The sequence below is a fragment of the Psittacicella gerlachiana genome, assembly GCF_003585965.1.
Classification (GTDB): Bacteria; Pseudomonadota; Gammaproteobacteria; order Enterobacterales; family Psittacicellaceae; genus Psittacicella; species Psittacicella gerlachiana.
In genome coordinates this window covers 1,923-24,168 of sequence record NZ_NRJF01000019.1, presented here as the reverse complement: position 1 = coordinate 24,168, position 22,246 = coordinate 1,923, and the positions used below count along the sequence as shown (strand labels likewise).

Here is a 22,246-nt window from a genome sequence, read left to right as displayed (position 1 = left end):
TACTCTTTATACCCAAAACTCTAACTTTACTGCTAAAGTTAATGCTAGCTTTGAGGGGTATAACGTATTTGGTCTCGGTACTACTAATGTAAGTGGTAAAAACATTGCTATTACAAAAGTAGCAGCTTTTGTTGCTTCGAGTACTAACTTTACAAGTATCGGTTATACTAATATTTCTACTACGAATTCAGTAACTTTCCGTGGTTCGGTAGTAAATAGTAGTGAAGGTAATATCCAAACTAGAGCTTTAACTGCTACGGGTTCTGATTTAAGAGCTAAAGAGAATTTAACGGTTTGTGCAACTGGTAATGCAAACTTTACCAATTCTAATCTTTCTGCACAAAAACTGGTAAGTGTGTATGCTGATAAGCTCAACCTCAGTGGTACATCGGTGTATTCAGCTCAAGGTGATATCAACCTCGGTAATACAACTACTAAAGAAGTTGTAACTGCAAAAGGTAGTAACCTAACTGCTTCTGCAGGTAATGTAAGTCTGTCAGGAACGCAAAATATCATGGTAGAAGATACTACGATCAAAACTGGTTTAGATCTGAACTTAGCTTCTCCAGACGGTAATGTATCGCTGATAGGTTCTTCTACCTCAAAAATCGAGGTAGGGCGTAGCCTGAATATAACTGCAAATAATTTAAGTCTGATTAATACCACTTTAGAGCTTCAAGGTTCATTAGGTTTAGAAGCTAAGAATCGTGTTTTAGTTGACAACTCTACAGCGGAATCAAAAACTGCAGATATTAAAGTTGCCGGAAAAACTATTGACGTGCTTAATAGTTCAGCAATTAAAGCCACTCAAGGTAATGCAAGCCTAGTGGCAACTGAAAGTGTGAATATTAATGGTTCTACGGTAATTTCTAAGCTTAATACTACAGTTGAAGGTAAAAATGTAAATATTACTAATGCTTCATCAGTAACAGGAGCGAATACTTTTGTGAACGGCTCGAGTGTGACCATAAATCAAGCAAGTAAGGTTTACGGTACTACCCAAACTAAAGTTAATGCAAGTACTCTAATTGTCGATAATGCGAGCTTAGGTTGTATTACCGCAACTAAAGATACTTTGGTTAATGCTGCAAGTGTAAGTATTGTAAACAATAGTGCAGTTGTGGGAGCTAAAGTAAATATCTCAGGTAAATCAGCAGTAACGCTTGAAAAAACCGAAGTTAAGGCAACTGCTGGTGAGGCATTAGTAACCGGAACTACTGTAGATCTTGAACAAGTAAAAGTTAACTCTACAGCTACGACTACGATTCAAGGATCTAGTGATCTCACGGTAAATAATTCAAGTGTTGCAGGTAACCTTGTTAAACTAGAGTCAAGTGCAGGTTCAACTAGCCTCACTGGAACTAATGTAACTGCAAGAGCTGGTAAAGCAACGATTAAAGCTTCTACTAATGCAGGATTTAATAATAGTAATATTAGTGCTCAAGGAATTGAAGTACGTGCGCAAAGCATTGATGTAAATCAAGGTACTTTAAATGCAACCACTGGAGAACTTTCGTTAGGAGATGCAAATACCTTAACTGCAACGATTAAAGATGCAACTCTTGTAACTACAGGAACAGATGCAGATGTAAATGTACGTGGTAATTCCGAAGTTAATGTTTCCGGAACAAAAATTACTTCAGGTCGTGATGTAAATCTTTCAGCTCCAGAGGGTAATGTAAATATTAGTAACGGTACAACTATAGAAGCAACTCGTTCAATTAACATTACAGCAGTTAAAGGCTTAAATGTAACTGCTAGTAAATTAAATGCTGGCAAAGGTTCATTAACAGTTTCTGCTAAAGAAAAACTGGAGGTGAAAAACACAACCTTATCAGGTAATACTGGAATAACAATCACTTCTTCAACAGGAGAAGTAGAGGTAAATAATGCAAGTATTACTTCAAGCAATGGTTCTACAAAAGTTGAAGCACAAGCTGGTGCAGTGACTCTAACTGATGCTAATGTTTCTGGTAAAACAGGAGCAGAGGTTAATGCGTCTTCAAGCGTGACTGCAACTAACTCTACAATCACTTCTTCAGAAGGAGTTGCAAGCGTAAATGCTTCAGCTGGGGTAGTAACTTTAAGTAATAAATCTAAGGTTAGAGGTAAACGTGCAACTGTAGAAGGTACAGGTGTAACTCTTGGTAATGCAAGTGTAGAGGCAACTGCTGGTAGTGCTAAAGTAGATGCAAGAACTGGAGCAGTAACCTTAGATAACACTAGTGTAACTGCTACACAAGATGCAAGTGTAGTTGGTGTTTCAGTAACTGCAACGAATTTAAGTGTTCAAGGTAGCACTGCAAATGTAAATACTTCAGCAGGAGCTGCAACTTTAACTGACGTTAAAGTTAACGGTACAACCAGTGCCCAAGTAAAAGCTACCAGCGGTAGCGTGACTGGAGCTAATGTTTCTGTTACCTCAACTGAGGGAACAGCAAGAGTTCAAGCTTCAGCTGCTGTAACTCTAAAACAAAATTCTCAAGTACGTGGCACTAGTGCTACTGTACAGGGATCGTCTGTGTCTTTAACTGACAGCCAAGTGAATGCAACTGCAGGACAAGCTCTTGTAAATGCAACTGCAGGTACAGCAAACTTAGCAAATACTAGTGTTAACGGTACTATCGCTAAGGTTCAAGGGACAGGAATCAATACTTCAAAAGGTACTAAGATAACCGGAAAAACTGAAGTTAATTTAACTGCAACTACCGGTAATATTGAGCTTGGTGGTACTAACCTCACTGTAACCTCAGCTTCAGGTAAGGTTGTAGTTGATGCTCAAAAAGGAAACTTAATCGGTAATAACTCTAATCTCACGGCTGCTACAGGTAGTGTGGAGATTAAAGTAGGTACTAATGTTAACCTAACGAATAGTAAAGTAACCTCTCAAGATGCTCTTAAAGTAAATGCGAAAAATATTAACGCATCTAATACCGCATTTAAATCGACATCAGGAAATGTTAATTTAACGGCAACTAATAATCTGGAATTAAAAGATAGTTCTGCAGTAAATGCACAACAAGATGCTAACCTTTATGGTGCAAATGTAACCTTAACTAAGTCTTCAGTAACGGCTGAGCAAGATATTACCGTAAATGCAACTACAGGTAATCTAACCTTTAGTGGTTCACCAATGGATTCTAAGCAAGGTAGCATTAGTCTGAGTGCGAAGAAAAATATTGTTAATGGGGATACTAGTGGTGACCAAGCAACTGTTAAGGCAAAAGAAAATATCACTGTAACCGCAAATGGTAATGTCTCATTACCTAATGTTCAGTTGCAAGCAGGTAATCATGCTGCGGTAGTGGCTAAATCTGGAGATGTAAATCTTGTTAATTCAGGAGTGAGTGCAGAAAACAAAGTAGTAGTAAACGCTTCTACGGGTAATATTTCTGCTTCAGGTGGTAACTATACTTCTACCAATAAGAATGTAGACTTTATTGCTGCAAGTAACATTACTATCAACCAATCAGTAGTAGCTACGAAAAATGGTCAAGTAAACTTTAGTGCAACTTCTGCAGGTTCTAACTTAAAAGTTAGCAACACTAATGTAACAGCAACTAAAGTAAATGTTGATGTACAAAACAATGTAACCTTTAGCAATGCTAATGTAGCAGCTACGGCAAATAGTCTTGTAGTTAAAGCAAATAATATTAATGCTACTTCTTCTAATCTTACAGCGGCGGGTGAAGTTAACTTAACTGCAACTTCAAGCTTAGGTTTAGAGAAAACTCAGGTTAATGGTACTGCAGTGGTATTAGCAGGTAAAGATGTTAAAGTTGGCAATAGTACCGCTACCTCAACTAGTGAAAACATTACTATTTGTGCAACTCAAGCTGTAAAACTTTACAACCTCAGTGCAAATGCTGCGAACCATACATTTGTCCGTGGTAGTTCAATTGATATTACTAATGGTACTTTAGCCGCAACTAAAGGTGATGTATCGGTTGGTGGTTCAAGCACAGTTCATACTAACATTACAGGTGCAACCTTAACCGCTAAAGCTGGTAATGTGAGTGCAAGTGGCTCTAAAGGGGTGAATGTATCGGGCGTGTCTGTTCAGGCTCATCTTGATATTAACCTAAGCTCTGCGAACGGTGAAGTTAAGGTAGAAAGCAAAACTAACTTAAATGCAGGTAGAACAGTTAATATTACCGCACACTGTGTAACGGTAAATCAGTCAACGCTTACAGGTAAGAGTAATGTAACTGTTAATGCAACCAATGGTAATGCGACTTTAATTTCAAGTAATGTAAGTGCAAATACTGGAGAAGCATTAGTAACTGCAGCAAAAGATGTTAACTTAACTGGATCAAATGTAACTGCACAAACTGGTGCTGCTAAAGTAGAAGCGAGAGCAGGTAATGCAACCTTAAGTAACACAAATATTACTTCACAAAATGGTGAAGCGAATGTTAGTGCAACTAAAGGCAAAGCGACATTAACTAACTCAAACGTAACTTCAGTCAACAATGTTGCAAATGTAACAGCTATGTCTGTAGAGTTAACTGGATCTCAAGTTAAAGGTAAAACTGCAACTGTGAATGCAACTACTGGTAATGCAACTCTAACAGGTAGCAACGTAAGTGCTACTAGTGGTGATGCTAAGGTAGAAGCTAAATCAGGTAATGCGACTTTAACTAATGCAAATGTAATTTCAGATAGCAACAATGCAAGTGTAATTGCAGGTTCTGTAAACCTAACTACTTCTCAAGTTAAAGGTAAAACCGCAACTGTGAATGCAGCTACTGGCAATGCAACTCTAATAGGTAGCAACGTAAGTGCTACAGGTGGTGATGCTAAGGTAGAGGCTAAATCAGGTAATGCGACTTTAACTAATGCAAATGTAACTTCAGACAGTAACAATGCAAGTGTAATTGCAACCTTTGTAAACTTAACCACTTCTCAAGTTAAAGGTAAAACCGCAACTGTGAATGCAACTACTGGCAATGCAACTCTAACAGGTAGCAACGTAAGTGCTACTGGTGGTGACGCTACGGTAGAAGCTAAATTAGGTAATGCGACTTTAACTAACACAAATGTAACTTCAGACAGTAACAATGCAAGTGTAATTGCAACCTTTGTAAACTTAACCACTTCTCAAGTTAAAGGTAAAACCGCAACTGTGAATGCAACTACGGGCAATGCAACTCTTACAGGTAGCAACGTAAGTGCTACAGGTGGTAAAGCCCATGTTGTTGCTCAAAAAGATGTGATAGTAAGTCAGTCTAATGTAAGCGCTAAAGGTGGAGATGCAGTTGTAGAAGCTACAACTGGAAATGTTACTTTAGCTAACACAAATGTAACTTCAGAGAGCAATAACGCAAGTGTTAAAGGTGGTTATGTAGACTTAACTAACTCTCAAGTTAAAGGTTCTAATGCGACTGTAAATGCGACTACGGGTAATGCAACGCTTACAGGTAGCAATGTAAGTGCAACCAATGGTAAAGCCCATCTTGTTGCTCAAAAAGATGTGAAAGTAAGTCAGTCTAATGTAAGTGCTAAAGGTGGGGATGCAGTTGTAGAAGCTACAACCGGAAATGTTACTTTAACTAACACAAATGTAACTTCAGATAAGAATGCAAGTGTTAAAGGTGGTTATGTAGATTTAACTAACTCTATAGTTAAAGGTACTAATGCAACCGTAAGTGCAACTTCTGGCAATACTACCCTTAAAGGTAGTAGCGTAAATGCAACTTCAGGTAATGCTACAGTTACAGGGGCAAATGTATCTATCACTGGCGGTGAAGTTAATGCAACAAATGTTGCTTTAGTAAACGCAACAAACGGCTCAGCAGAAATTAATAATGCGAGCGTAAACGGCTCAGTTACTAAAGTTAACGCTACTAGCGTAACCTTAGGTAACGGTACAAACCTAACCGCAAAAACTGAAGTGAACGTTACTGCAACTACTGGTGATATCAACGCTACTGGCACGAATATCACGGTAACAGGAACAAGTGGTAAAGTATCGATCAACGCTAAAGAAGGTAACTTTAGTGCAACTAATACTAATATCTCAGCTGCTCAAGGTAGCGTAGATATTGCGGTAAAAGATAATGTTACTTTAGATAAGAGTACAGTACTTGCAAAAGAAAACCTCAAAGTGTCTGCAAATAACATCAGTGCAAATAATACTAACTTAACTTCAACTGCTGGTGATGTAAATCTCACCGCAGCCGTGAACCTAAGTGTAACTAATGGTTCAAAAGTAAATGCTACGGGTTCTGCAAATCTTGTTGGGGGTAATGTAACCTTAGTAGGTTCTACAGTTAATGCAACTCAAGACATTAAGGTGAATGCTACAGTAGGTAACCTAAGCTTTAGTAATGTTCCTATGAATGCTGGTGGTAACATTAGTCTAGTAGCTAGCAAAGATGTTGTAAATGGTGGAACAGATGGTAACCAAGCTCAAGTAATCGCTAAGGGTAATATCTCTGTAGTAGCTACAGGTAATGTTTCTTTACCAAATGTACAATTAAAAGCTAATGATAATGCTACAGTAACTGCGATAAACGGTAATATTAGTTTTGATAATTCTGGGGTAAGTGCAGAAAACAACGTAATCGTTAATGCTTCTAAAGGTAGTATCTCTGCTTCGGGTGGTAACTACTCTTCTACAAGTAAAAATGTAGACTTTACCGCTAAAAACAACATTACGATTAATCAATCGGTAGTAGAAGCGAAGAGCGGTCAAGTTAACTTTAGTACAACTGCTGATGATTCTAACTTAAAAGTTAGCAATACCAATGTAACGGCTAAGTCTGTAAAAGTAGACGTTAAAAACAATGTAAGCTTTACTAATGCTAATGTGGCTGCAACAGATAATAGTCTTGTAGTAAAAGCAAATAATATTAGTGCTACTTCTTCGAACTTAACCGCAAAAGGTGAGGTTAACCTAACTGCAACTGAGAACCTAAGTTTAGAGAAAACTCAGGTTAATGCTACGGCAGTAGTATTAGCAGGTAATGATGTTCAAGTTGGCAATAGTACTGTTACATCAACAAGAGAAAACATCACGATTTGTGCAACTAAGTCAGTAAATCTTTACAACCTCAGTGCAAATGCTACGAACCATACCTTTGTTCGTGGTAACTCAATTGATATTACCAATGGTACTTTAGAAGCAACTAAAGGTGATATATCTATTGGTAATTTAAGCACTGTACATACAAATATCACTGGAGCAACCTTAAATGCAACGGCTGGTAATGTAAGTGCAAGTGGTTCTACAGTAGTAAATGTTTCAGGTGTTAATGCGAAAGCAGGTCTTGATATCAATTTAAGCTCTTCTGCTGGTGAAGTTAAAGTAGAAAATAAAACTAATTTAAATGCTGGTAGAACAGTTAATATTACTGCACAATGTGTGACCATTAATCAGTCTACACTTACAAGTACTAATGGTAATGTAACTGTTAATGCGACTAAAGGTAATGTAACTTTAGATAATTCAACTCTAAATGCAGCTACTGGTGTATCCGTAAATGCAACTTCAGGTGTAATTGCTACGAACACTACAATTACTACTAAAGCAGGAAACGCAACTGTTAACGCTTCCGCAGGAGTTGTAAACCTCAGTGCAAATACTAGCGTCTCAGGTGAGAATGTAAGTGTTGTAGGTAATGGAGTAACTCTAGATAATGCAACTGTAACTTCTACTAAAGGTAATGTAAGCGTAGATGCTAGAGCAGGCAATGCTACCTTAAACAACGCTAGCTTAAATGCAACAGCAAATGCAGAAGTTAAGGGTGCAAATGTATCTCTAACTAACTCTACAATTAATGGTACAACTGCAGTAGTAAATGCTACTACGGGCAATGCAACCTTAAAAGATAGCAAGGTTAACGCAACTTCAGGAGCAACTGTAATTGCAAATAATAGTGTTACGGCTACTAATACTAGCATTACGACTAAGTCTGGTAATGCGACTGTAAACGCTACAAATGGCTCTGTGAATTTAAGAGAAAACACTAGAGTTTCAGGGGCAAATACAAGTGTTACAGGTAAAGAGGTTACTCTCAACAATGCAACCATTACTGCTACAAATGGTAATGCAAGTGTAGTTGCAAGAACAGGCAAAGCAGATTTAAATAATGCTACGGTTAATGGAACAGCAGAGGCAAAAGTTACAGGTAAAGATTTAACTCTAGTTAATGCTACTGTAAATGGTACATCAGCTACAGTTAATGCTACTGGTGGTAAGGCAAGCCTCACAGACTCTAATGTAACAGCTACTGCAGGAGCAGCAACAGTTACAGGTCAAAGTGTAGAAGCAACTAGATCAAATGTAACAGCAAAAGGTGGCGAAGCTACAATTAACGCTACTTCAGGTAACGCAACTCTAGATAACACTACAGTTAGCTCAGATCAAAACGCAAGCGTGAGAGGTACGAACGTAAGTCTAACTAATAGTACCGTTAAAGGTTCAAACGCTACAGTAACAGCAACTAGTGGTAAAGCGGAGTTAAACAACTCTACAGTAAATGCAATAGCTGCTGCAAAAGTTACAGGCAAAGAGGTAACTCTAGTAAATGCTACCGTAAATGGTACTTCAGCTACAGTTAATGCAAGTAATGGTAATGCAAGTCTAACTGACTCGAACGTAACAGCTACTACAGGTGAAGCAAAAGTAGTAGCAACTGGTAACGCAACCTTAAATAATGCAAATGTAAGCTCTAACCAAAATGTAAGTGTAAGTGGTAATAATGTAAGCTTAACTAAAGCAAATGTTAAAGGTTCAAATGCTACAGTAACAGCAACTAACGGCAAAGCAAGCTTAACTGACTCTAATGTAACAGCTACTGCAGGTACTGCTACAGTTAAAGGTAAAAATGTAGAAGCAACCAATACAAACGTAACCGCTACAAGTGGTGATGCTCAAGTAGAAGCTACCGCAGGTAATGCAACCTTAACTAAAGCAACAGTTAAAGGTAATAATGCAAATGTTACAGCAACAAATGGTAACGTAAGCTTAACCGAGTCTAATGTAACAGCTACTTCTGGTAATGCTACAGTTAAAGGTCAAAATGTAACTGCAACTAGAACTAACGTAACTGCTACTAATGGTGACGCAACTGTAAATGCTACAAGTGGCAATTCTACTCTCAACAACACTACAGTTAGCTCGAACCAAAACTCAAGTGTACGTGGTGCTAATGTAAGCTTAACCAATACAACAGTCAAAGGTACTAATGCTACAGTTGATTCAACTACAGGTAAAGCTAACTTAACAGATACTAATGTAACTGCAACTGCTGGTAACGCAACTGTAACCGGAGCAAATGTAACCATCACTAATGGCAAAGTTAATGCTTCAAATACAGCTTTAGTTAATGCAACTAATGGTGCGGTTGAAGTTAACAATGCAAGTGTAAATGCTACAAATACCACAATTAACGGTACTGCAGTAACCTTAGGTAATGGTACGAATGTAACTGCTAAAACAGCAGTGAACATAACTGCAACTACTGGTGATATCAATGCTACTGGAACAAATATCACTGTAACCGAAGCAAGTGGTAAAGTTGAGATCAACGCTAAAGCAGGAAACTTAAACGCAACTAATACTAATATCTCAGCGGTTAAAGGTAGCGTAAGTGTTGCTGTAAAAGACAATGTAAGCTTAACTAACAGTAAAGTTGTTTCAAAAGACAGTCTCAAAGTGTCTGCGAATAACATTAGTGCAGATAATACTAACTTCACTTCAACTTCAGGTGATGTAGATTTAAATGCAAGTGTGAACTTAAGCGTAGTTAATGGTTCAGTAGTTAATGCTACAGGCAATGCAATCTTAACTGGTGGTAATGTAACCTTAACTAACTCAGCAGTTAATGCAACTAAAGATATTAGTGTTAATGCAACTACTGGTAACTTAACCTTTAATGCAGCACCAATGAATGCAAGTGGTAACATTACTTTAGTTGCGACTCAAGATATCGTAAATGGTGGAGATGCTAAATCTCGTGCTCAAGTAACTGCAAGTGGCAATATCACGGTATTTGCTCAAGGTAATGTTTCTTTACCTAATGCTCAACTAAATGCAGGTAACAAAGCTAATGTTACGGCATTAGGTGGAGATGTTAACTTAAGTAATTCAGGAGTAAGTGCGAAAAATGATGTAGTTGTAAGTGCTGTTAAAGGAAACATTACAGCTGTTGGTGGTAACTATACTTCTAATACAAGTAATGTAGATTTTGTGGTAGCAGCTAATATTACCGTAACTAACTCGGTAGTAAATTCTTCAAGTGGTAATGTTAACTTCACGACAAGTGCAGATGATTCTAACCTTATAGTAAGTGCTTCTAATGTTTCAGCTAAGACCGTAAACGTAAAAGTTAATAACAATGTGACTTTTGCGAATGCAAATGTTACTTCAGAGAGTACTCTTGCGGTAAGCTCAGCAAATATTAGTGTTGAGGGGTCTAACTTAACCTCAACTGCAGGTAGCGTGAAATTAAATGCAACTCATAACCTCAGCCTCACTAACCATAGTCAGATTAAAGGTAATGATCTAGCTCTTGCTGGTAACCAAGTAACAGTGAATAATGCAACACTCACTGCTACTGGTGAGAACATTACGATCAAAGCTAATACTACTGCAGTACTTGAGAACTTAACCGCAACATCCGCAAATTATACTTTTGTCCGTGCAAAAGCTATTGAGGTAACTAATGCGACCATAAATGCAACTAAAGGAGAAATTTCTTTAGGTGATACTAATACCACAAGTACTAATGTAACCGCTTCAAACTTAACTGCTACGGCGGGTAATGTAAGCTTACGTGGTGATAAAGGGGTAAACGTTTCTGGTACGAATATCAAAGCTGGTTACGACATTAACTTAAGTGCTCCACAAGGTGCAGTTAATATCACTAATGCTACAGAATTAAATTCAGGCAGATCAATTAATATCACTGCTCAAAGCGTGAATATTAAAGAAAAATCTGTTCTCAATGCTTCTACAGGCGTAGCAACCGTTTGTGCAACAACTAGTACGGTAAATGTTGATAATGCAAGCATTGCGGGTACGCAAGTAACTGTACAAGGGGTTGGGGTAACCTTAAACAACGTAAGCGTGAATGCTTCAACTAAAGTAGCTACGATTAATGCAACTACAGGTACAGCAAACTTAACTAATGCTTGTGTAACCGCAAAAGCTAATAAAGCTCAAGTTTCAGGTAAAGATGTTACGTTTACAAATGTAAGTGTGGTAGGACAAACAGGAGTGGCTGTAAATGCAACTGAGTCTATTACAGCTAAGAAAGCAAATGTAAGTTCTACTGCAGGAGCTGCAACGGTTAACTCGACTTCAGGTACGGTAAGCTTAAGTGAAAACTCAGAGGTTTCTGGGACAAGTGCGGTTGTAGAAGGTAATTCAGTAACTCTTAACAATGCGAGTGTAACTGCGACTTCAGCAAATGCCAAAGTAGATGCTCGTAATGGTAAAGCGGAGTTAAATAATGCTACTGTAAATGCAACTGCAGGTAGTGCTGAAGTATCAGGTAGCTCAGTGAATTTAACTAATTCTGAGGTTACTGGTAAAACTGGAGTTAATGTAACGGCAACTCAAGACATCAATGCAAGCAATACTACTATTAGTTCAACTAATGGAGTAGCCAACGTAACTGCAACTAAAGGTAAAGTTACACTTGCAGATAAAGCTAAAGTTGAAGGTACAAATACTACTGTTATGGGTACAAGTATTGAGGTGACTGATAGTAGTATCAATGCTACAGCAGGTAACAATACTATTAATGCAACTGCTGGCTCAGCGACCTTTAATAACGCAACTATCAATGGTACGGTAACTAAAGTTAACGCTTCAAGTGTGACTTTAGGTAATGGTACTAATATCACTGCAGAGACTGAAGTGAACATTACGGCAACTTCAGGTGATATCAAGGCAGTTGGTTCTAACATTACTGTTAACAAAGATAACGCAAAAGTAGTAATCAATGCGAGTGCCGGGAATTTAGAAACTGAAAACACTAATATCACCGCTGCTAAAGGTAGTGTATCTATCTCAGTGTCAGATAATATCACCTTAAACAACAGCTCAGTACTCTCTAAAGATGCTCTTGCTGTTAAAGCAAATAATGTAACTTTAAGTACAACTAGCCTCAACTCTACTGCAGGTGATGTAAATGTAGAGGCAAAAGTAAATCTCACTCTAACTTCGAACTCGAAAGTAGAGGCTCAAGGTAACGCTACTCTTGCTGGTGGTAATGTTACTCTAACTAATACAGGAATTAACGCAAGTAAAGATATTAGCGTTAATGCGACAACTGGTAACTTAACTTTCAATGCTTCACCAATGAATGCAAGTGGCAATATTAGTCTTGCTGCTACACAAGATATCGTGAATGGTGGTACAACTGGTAATCAAGCACAAGTAACAGCTAAGGGTAATATCTCTGTTGTCGCTACAGGTAATGTGTCTTTACCAAATGCCCAATTAAAAGCTGGTGATAAGGCTACGGTAACTGCGACCACAGGTAATATCAGTCTTGATAACTCAGGGGTAAGTGCAGAAAACAATGTTACTATTAATGCTTCTCAAGGTAGTATCTCTGCTTCAGGTGGTAACTACTCTTCTACAAGTAAAAATGTAGACTTTACCGCTAAGACCAATATTACGATTAATCAATCAGTAGTAGAAGCGAAGAAAGGTGAAGTGAACTTTAGTGCAACGGCAGCAGATTCTAACTTACAAGTTAGCAATACTAATGTAACGGCACAAAAAGTGAACGTAAATGTCCAAAACAACGTAAGCTTTACTAATGCTAATGTGGCTGCTACAGAAAATAGCTTAGTAGTAAAAGCAAATAATATTAGTGCTACTGCTTCGAACTTAACCGCAAAAGGAGAAGTTAACTTAACGGCAACTGCAAACCTAGGTTTAGAGAAAACTCAGGTTAATGGTACTGCAGTGGTATTAGCCGGTAAAGATGTTACAATTAGCAATAGTACCGCTACCGCAACTAGAGAAAACATCACTATTTGTGCAACTAAGTCAGTAAATCTTTACAACCTCAGTGCAAATGCAACGAACCATACCTTTGTTCGTGGTAGTTCAATTGATATTACTAATGGTACTTTAGAAGTAACTAAAGGTGATGTATCAGTTGGTAATTTAAGCACCACACATACAAATATTACCGGAGCAACCTTAAAGGCAACGGCTGGTAATGTGAGTGCAAGTGGATCAAGTGCGGTAAATGTTTCAGGAGTAACTGCAAAAGCTGGTATAGATGTGAACTTAAGTTCTGCCAATGGTGAAGTTAAGATTTCAAACAGAACTAACCTCCAAGCAAATAGAACTGTAAATGTTACGGCAAATACGGTAACTATTAAGCATTCTAACTTAAGTGGTAAAACTGGTTATGTAACCGTTAACGCAACAGGTGGAGCTGCGACTTTAGATAATGTAACTGTAAATGCTACGGCAAATACAGCATCTATCTTAGGAAATAACGTAAGCTTAACCAACTCTACGGTTAAAGGTACTAATGCTACCGTTAATGCGACAAGCGGTAAAGCAACTCTTGTAGATACCAATGTTACTGCGACTGATGGTAACGCAACAGTAACTGGTGCAAGTGTGGCAATTACTAATGGTGAAGTTAATGCAACCAATACTGCTATAGTTAATGCAACTAATGGTGCAGTAGAAATTAACAATGCAAGTGTAAATGCTACAAATACCACAATTAACGGTACTGCAGTAACCTTAGGTAATGGTACTAATGTAACTGCTAAAACAGCAGTGAACATTACCGCAACTACAGGTGATATCAATGCTACCGGTACAAATATCACTGTAACCGAAGCAAGTGGTAAAGTTGCAATCAACGCTAAAGCAGGCAATTTAAATGCAACTAATACCAATATCTCAGCTGCTCAAGGTAGTGTCGCAATAAAAGTACAAGACAATGTAAGCCTAACTGACAGTAAAGTACTTTCAAAAGATAGTCTCCAAGTATCAGCGAATAATATAAGTGCGAATAACACTAACTTTACTTCGACTGCGGGAGATGTAGAACTAAATGCGACAGTTAACTTAAGTATTACTAACAAATCAGTGGTTCAAGCTAAAGGCAATGCAACCTTAACTGGTGGTAATGTAACTCTAGCTAATTCAACCGTAACTGCTGAGAAAGACATTAGTGTTAATGCAACTAAAGGTAATCTCACCTTTAATGCAGCACCAATGAATGCTAGTGGTAACATTACTCTCACCGCTGCTCAAGATATAGTGAACGGCGGTTCAGGTGCAGAGGATAAAGCTCAAGTAACTGCTAAGGGCAACATTACTGTAGTAGCTACAGGTAATGTATCTCTACCTAATGCCCAATTAAAAGCTGGTGATAAAGCGAATGTTACAGCGAAAACTGGAAATATCAACTTAGATAATTCTGGGGTAAGTGCGAAAAATGAAGTGGTGGTAAATGCTACTCAAGGTAATATTACCGCTAAAGGTGGGAACTATGTTTCTGATGATAAGAATGTAGATTTCATTGCCTCTCACAATATTACGATTGATAAATCAGTAGTAAATGCTTCAAAAGGAAGTGTGAACTTTACTGCTTCAAGTGCAGATTCTAACTTACAAGTAACTGCTTCAAATGTTTCTGCACAAAATGTAAATGTAAACGTGAAGAATAACGTTACCTTTACCGGTGCAAATATTTCTTCAGTAAATACTCTTGGGGTAAGTGCGGCGAACATTAGTGTGGAAGCATCTAACTTAACTTCATCTACAGGTAATGTGAACTTAAATGCAAGTCATAACCTCAGCCTTACTAATCATAGTCAGGTGACAGGTGCTGATGTAACTCTTGCCGGTAACCAAGTTAAGGTGAACAATGCAACCGTAACTGCGACTAGTGAGAATATTACGATTAGAGCGGTTACTTCTGTAGTAATGGAAAACTTAACTGCGAACGCTGCAAATCACAGCTTTGTCCGTGCTAAATCAATTGGTCTTGCACAAAGTACGGTGAATGTAACTAAAGGAGATGTTTCTTTAGGTGATGCTAATACCACAAGTACAAATGTAACTTCATCAAACTTAAATGCTACTGCAGGTAACGTAAGTTTACGTGGTAATAATGGGGTGAATGTATCAGCAACTAGCGTTACCGCGAAATTAGATGTAAATCTAAGTGCTCCTAACGGTAAAGTTAATGTAACTAACTCAAGTTTAACTTCAGGTCGTGCAATTAACATTACCGCTCAAGAAGTTAATATCCTTGAAAAATCAGCTCTTACCGCTCAAGAAGGAGTGTTAACTGTAAATGCAACTGCAGGTAAGGCAACGATCAATAATGCTACTTTAACTGCAAGTGCGAATGTTGCCTCGGTAACAGGTACTAATGTTGACTTAACTAATGCAAGCGTACAAGCAAGTAAAGATGCTGTAGTTAAAGCAACTAATGGTAATGTGACCTTAACTAACGCTAAAGTAAATGCGACTACGGGCAATGCAAGTGTAGTTGCTGGTAAGGATGTTAAGGGAACAAATGTTACTGTAACAGCAGCAGCTGGTGAAGCAAGTATAAATGCAACTGGATCTGTAGATCTGAACAAAGCAAATGTAACTGCTTCAAGCATAGAAGTGGTTGGTCAAGGTGTAAGCTTAGCTAACTCTACTGTGAACGCAACCGCTAAAGATGTTGTGATCAACGCTAAAGAAGGCGATGCTACTTTAGATAACACAAACGTAGTTGCGAAACAAAATGCGAGCGTAAGCGGTGCAAACGTAAGCTTAACTAACGCTAGTGTTACGGGTAGCAATGCAACTGTGAATGCTACAACCGGTAATGCGACCTTAACTAACGTAACTGTAAATGCAACAAGCGGTAATGCAAGTGTAGTTGCAGGTAAAGATGTTAAGGGAACTAACACTAATGTAACAGCGAAACAAAATGCTACCGTAAGTGGTGCTAACGTAAGCCTAACTAATACAAGTGTAAATGCAGGTACTAATGCCAAAGTTAATGCTACAGCTGGTAATGTAAGCTTAACTGACGTTAAAGTTAATGCAACTTCAGGTGTGGCAAGCGTAAATGCAAGCAATGCAGTGACGGGAACTAATGCAAGCATTACTTCAAGTCAAGGTAAAGCAAGCGTGAATGCTTCAGGTACAGTAGATTTAACTAAATCTAATGTTACGGGTACAAGTGCTGAAGTTACAGGTAAAGGTGTAAGCTTAGCTAACTCTACGGTGAACGCAACTGCGAATGACGCTGTGGTGAACGCTAAAGAAGGTAAAGCTAACTTAGATAACACTACAGTAACAGCGAAACAAAATGCTTCTGTAAGTGGATCTAATGTGAGCTTAACCAATGCTAATGTTACGGCTCAAACTAACGCAAATGTAACTGCGAATACGAGCGAAGTAACTTTAGTTAATGCAAACGTAAGCGGTAATACTTCTGCAACGGTAACTGGAGCAACTGAGGTTACGGCAACTAATAGTAGCATTGTGGCAACCAAAGGTAACGCAACCGTGCAAGCAACTGGTGGTAAAGCAAGCTTAACGCAGGGAACACAAGTAACTGGTACTAATGCAACGGTAACTGGTAAAGATGTTGAAATCTCTGATAGTAAAGTAAATGCAACCTCAGGTACGGCTTTAGTGAATGCAAACTCTGGAGTGGCAACGATTAATAATGCAACTCTCAATGGTTCAGTAGTTAAAGTTAATGCAACCAGCGTAACTTTAGGTAATGGTACTAATGTAACTGCTCAAATGGAAGCTAACATTACGGCAACTACAGGTGATATTAAGGCAACAGGTACAAATATCACCGTAACTGAAAGTGGTGGTAAAGTTGAGATCCAAGCTCAAAAAGGTAACTTTGAAGCAACTAATACTAATATTTCTGCAAGCAAAGGCAGGGTAGCGGTAAAAGTTGCAGATAACGTAACCTTAACTAACAGTAAAGAGGTATCGCAAAATACGCTTGAGGTAGGGGCAAATAATATTACGGCGGTAAATACTAACCTTACTTCAAGTGCTGGAGAGGTAAACTTAACTGCGAGTGTGAAACTCAGCCTCAGTCAAAGCAATGTCAATGGTACAGCAGTAGTTCTCACTGGTAAGCAAGTAAGTGCAGCTAACACTACAGTAACTGCAACTAATGAGAACATTAGCATTTGTGCAACTAAGGCAGTTACTTTAGATAACCTCACCGCAACGGCTACAAATCACGCAATTGTTCGTGGTAATAGTATCGATATAACCAATGGTACTTTAGAGGCAAGCAAAGGGGATATCTCTTTAGGTAATCTTTCAACAGTAGCAACTAATGTGACCGGAGCGAGCTTAGTAGCTTCTGCAGGTAATGTAAGTCTTAGTGGTAAAAATGGAGTGAATGTTTCTGGGATGACAGCTAAGGCTGGTATAGATGTGAATTTAAGTTCATCTGCGGGTGAAGTTAAGATTCTCAATAAAACTATCTTAGAATCTGGCAGATCTGTAAATATTACCGCAAACAGTGTAACCATTAAGCATTCTAACCTCACTGGTAAAACTGGTTATGTAACCGTAAATGCTACAGCAGGAGCGGCTAATCTAGATAATGTAACCGTAAACGCAACAGCAAATACCGCAAGTATCCTAGGAAATAGCGTAAGCTTAACCAATGTAACGGTGGAAGCAGGTACAGAGGCTAAAGTTAACGCAACCTCTGGTGCGGTAAACCTAGCAGATACCAAAGTAAATGCAAACACAGGGGTTACAGTTAAGGCTAAGACTGGAGTAACTGCGACTAACACTAGTCTCACTGCTAGATCAGGTGATGCAAGCGTAAATGCTTCTGCTGGTAAGGTTGACTTAAGTGCAAATACTAGCGTTACGGGTAACAATGCAAGTGTAACCGGCGTTGGTGTAACCCTAAACAACGCAAGTATTACCGCAACTAAAGGCAAGGCTATAGTAAATGCAGGTGCAGGTAATGCTGACTTAAATAACGCTAGAGTAAATGCAACCGCTAATGTTAAAGTAACGGGTGCAAATGTAACCTTAACCAAGACGACAGTAAATGGTACTTCTGTAGAGGTGAATGCAACTAGTGGTAAAGCAAGCATAACTGAATCTAATGTAACTGCAACAGCAGGTGCTACAACCGTAACTGGAGACGAGGTTGAAGTTACAAGAGCAAATATCACCGCTCAAGGTGGAGAGGCTCAAGTAATCGCAACTAAGGGTAATGCAACTCTAAGTAGCACTATTGTTAGCTCGAACCAAAACGCAAGCATAAGCGGAACTAATGTAAGCTTAACGCAAGTAACGCTAACAGGTAGCAATGCAAGTGTGGTAGCAACTGCGAATGCGACATTAGTTGATAGCAAAGTAGGAGCAACTGCTGGTAACGCAAGTGTAACTGGAGCAAATGTAAGCATTACTAATGGTGAAGTTAACGCTACAGCTAATGCAATTGTTAACGCAACCAAAGGTCAAGCCGTAATTAATAATGCAACCATTAATGGTACAACTACCCAAGTAAATGCTTCAAGCGTGAGCTTAGGTAATGGTACAAATATTAGTGCTAAGTCTCTCGTGAACATTACTGCAACTAAAGGCAATATTACGACTACCGGTACCAATATCACCGTAAGTGAGACTGGTGGTCAGGTAGTGATTAGTGTCCAAGAGGGTAGTTTCGAAGCAACTAATACTAATATCACCGCAAAACAAGGTAGCTTAGACGTTAAAGTTGCAGAAAATGTAACCTTAACTAACAGCAACCTTGAAGTACAACAAACTCTTGCGGTAAATGCAAACAATATTACCGCAGTAAGTACTAATATTACTTCAACTGCAGGTGATGTAAACTTAACGGCAACCTATAACCTCACGATCGCAACAAGTAACCTCACAGGTAAAGGAATTTCCTTAAGAGCGACAAATGTTCAGGTTAACAATAGTACGGCAACCGCAACGAGCGAAAATATCTCAGTGGTAGCTGGAAAAGCTGTTAACTTCAACAACTTAAGTGCAAGTGCTGCTAACCATACGGTAGTGCGTGGTAACATTATAGACATTACTAATGGTAGCCTCTCTGCAACTCAAGGTGATGTATCTATAGGTGATAAGACTACAGTAGGTACAAATATTACTGACGCTCATTTAACAGCAACAGCTGGTAATGTAAGTGTAAGTGGTACTAATGGGGTGAATGTTTCTGGAGTGGTAGCGAAAGGCGGTATAGATGTGAACTTAAGTTCGTCTGCAGGTAAAGTGCAGATTTCAAATCAAACTGTACTTGTAGCTGAACGTTCAGTGAACATTACGGCAAACAGTGTAAGCATTAAAGGTCATTCTAACCTCACAGGTAAAACTGGATTTGTTACCATTAATGCAACTAATGGCGTAGCTACTTTAGATAATGTAAGTGTATATGCAACTGCAAATACCTCAAGCATTACGGGACAAGAGGTAACATTAACTAATGTAACCCTTATCGCTAAGGAAGCTCAAGTAACTGCACGCACCGGAGATGTAACTTTAGGTAATTCAGATGTAAGTGCAGGAGAAGGAATAGAGATAAGTGCAACCCAAGGTAATATTAGTGTAACTGGTGGTAACTATACAGCTGCACAGGCAAATGTAGAGTTCAAGGCAAAAGATAATATTACTTTAGTTAATGCAGAAGTTTCATCGGAAAATGGAGCTGTGAACTTTACGACTACGGCAGAGGACTCTAACTTAGAAGTAACTGCTTCTAATGTAAAAGGACAAGCGGTAAATGTAAAAGTACAAAATAATGTTACAATCACCGGCTCTAATTTAACGGCAACAACTTCGGCACTAGCGGTAAGTGCGGCGAATATTTCCCTAGACCATGCGAACTTAACCGCAACTCAAGGTAGCGTAAATCTAAGTGCAACAACTAACCTTGCGGTTACGAATCATAGTAGCCTTGTAGGAGATGATGTGGTTCTAAGTGCAAACCAAGTGACGGTTAATAATGCAAGTCTAAGCGCAAGTAAAGCAAATATTAGTCTTGTTGCTCAAGATAGTGCAAGCGTTACTGGACTCAAAGCTCAAGCTCAAGAGGAGATTGTTTTAAGGTCTCGTCGTAGTCTTGAAGTGGCAACTAGTGAGCTGGGAACCCAAACGGGTACGGCAACTCTAGAAACTACTGAGGGGGTAACGACAATAGCTAATACCAATATAGATGCGCAAGATAATAGTGTACATATTAAAGGTGAGAGCTTAAAAGTTACCAACACCAGCGTAACTACCCAAGCGGATGTTGCTCTTGAAGCAACTAAAGGAGAGGTTACTTTAGAGGATGCTCAAGTTAATGCTAACACTGGGGTAACGGTAACCGCTGCTACCGCAATTACGGCAACAAATTCGAGTCTTACAACGCACACAGGTAATGCTACTCTTATGGCAACTACTAAAGTAGACTTAAACCAAGTTAAGGTAGGAGGAGAAACGGTAACTATTACTGCTCCAAATCTAAACTTAGTGGAAACTGAAGTGGAAGCAAGCTCAGGAGCAGCAACTCTGACGGCTACTGAAACATTAAAAGTATCTCAAAACTCAAGCGTTACAGGTACGCAAGTATATGTAACCGCACCAAGTGTAGAGTTAGAAGATAGTAAAGTTAAAGCAACCGCAGGAGAAGCTCTACTAGAAGCAACGGCAGGAGACGTAAGTTTAAGTAATACCGCAGTAGAGGGAGAAGATATTACCCTTAAAGGAACAAACATTAAGGTAAGTAATAACTCTAATTTAACCGCAAGTGCAAACATTAGTTTCCGTAGTACGACGATTAATATTGCAGATTCTGCATTAAGTGCAGAGCAAGATATGTCTCTTGGAGATTTAAATACTACGAATACCCAGATCTCAGGTTCAAGCTTAAGAACTACGCACGGACATCTAAGTGTAACGGGGACAAATAATCTGACGGCAACTAATTCTAAATTCTCTGCAGGTAGTGATCTTAACCTTGCAGCTCCTAGAGGTGATATAAGAATTAAAGGTGGAAGCCTACAAGCTCAAGGGGTAATTAATATTACAGCAGAGAATATCACTCTAGGTGATAACCTCGAAATGGTTACTAAGAGTTTCAACATAACTACAGGTAACTTAACTGTAGAAAATGGTATGAGCATCGTAGCCGAAGAAGATGTAGGCATCCATACACGTGGTAACTTAGTAACCGATAAATTAGATATTGAAGCTAATAATGTGAGTCTAAGTGGTAACCAAGTAAGCTTAACTGATGGTAACCTTACTGCGAGAGGTGATTTAGAAGTAACCACACCAAATAACTTAACAATTACAGGAACTAATGCTTCTGTAGGTGGTCAAGTTACTCTAAGTGGTACGGAAGTGACCATTAGCAAGGCAAATATTAGTGCTGCTCAAGGGACTAATATTACTGGTGAAAACTTAAGTATTTCTGGAACTACAGTTTACAGTAGTGAAGGTGATACTAACTTACGTGCGAATAATAGCATTAATGTAAGTGGAGCAAGTGCACTTGGCGGAGCTAATGTAACTATTAATGCTACCGCAAGTGTGGAGTTAAGTAATGTAGCAATCTCTTCTACCGCCAATGAAAGTGGAGTTGTAAGTATAACTGGAAGCAATGTAACTCTAGATAATGTTACAATCACGGCTCTAGAAAATACTCAAGCTACCGTGAACCTTACAGCTACCGATGGGGATGTGATTACGAGAAATACTAACTCAAGTGGAGCTGCAGATCTGAACATTCGTGGGGATGTGATTGATCTCAAAGACTCATCATTTACCGGAGATGATACAGGCTATGCGGAGCTGTTCTCGAACAAACGCCGTATTCATGTAGTTAACACTCCAATTACTCGCTATAAAGCCGTAAAACGTAATGATGCTGAAATTCCACCAACTAATTACAGTGATTGGTTATTAGCCGAGCCAAGCGATCTTTTAATCCGTAAAGATACAAGTTTTGTGGCTGAAAGTGACTTACCATTACCAGCAGGTGAAGGTATAGGGGTAATGAGAAATGAATTCCGCATTTCAACATGTTATATCACAATTGACGACGTACTTGAACGTTATGGAGTAAGTGAAGAAGATATCAATAATCTTGCGATTAGAGAATTAATTAGTAAGTACGATATCTCTGGCATTGATCGCAAGAGATTCGAAAGAGCTTGTATCTTAGTTCCAGGTTATTTAAAAACCTACACTCTTTTAAAGAAAGGAAATAAGAAAAGTTCTGAGAAGTAA

1 protein-coding gene (running past one end of the window) is annotated in these 22,246 nt (G+C 38.7%); it reads left to right on the top strand.

Annotation, left to right across the window (positions count from 1 at the left end):
* Positions 1-22,246, top strand: the 3' portion of a protein-coding gene (locus CKF59_RS07830; protein ID WP_222985447.1) for a hypothetical protein. The gene continues 7,655 nt to the left of window position 1, outside the view; only the last 22,246 of its 29,901 coding nucleotides appear in the window; its start codon lies beyond the left edge, outside the window; it ends in the stop codon at positions 22,244-22,246.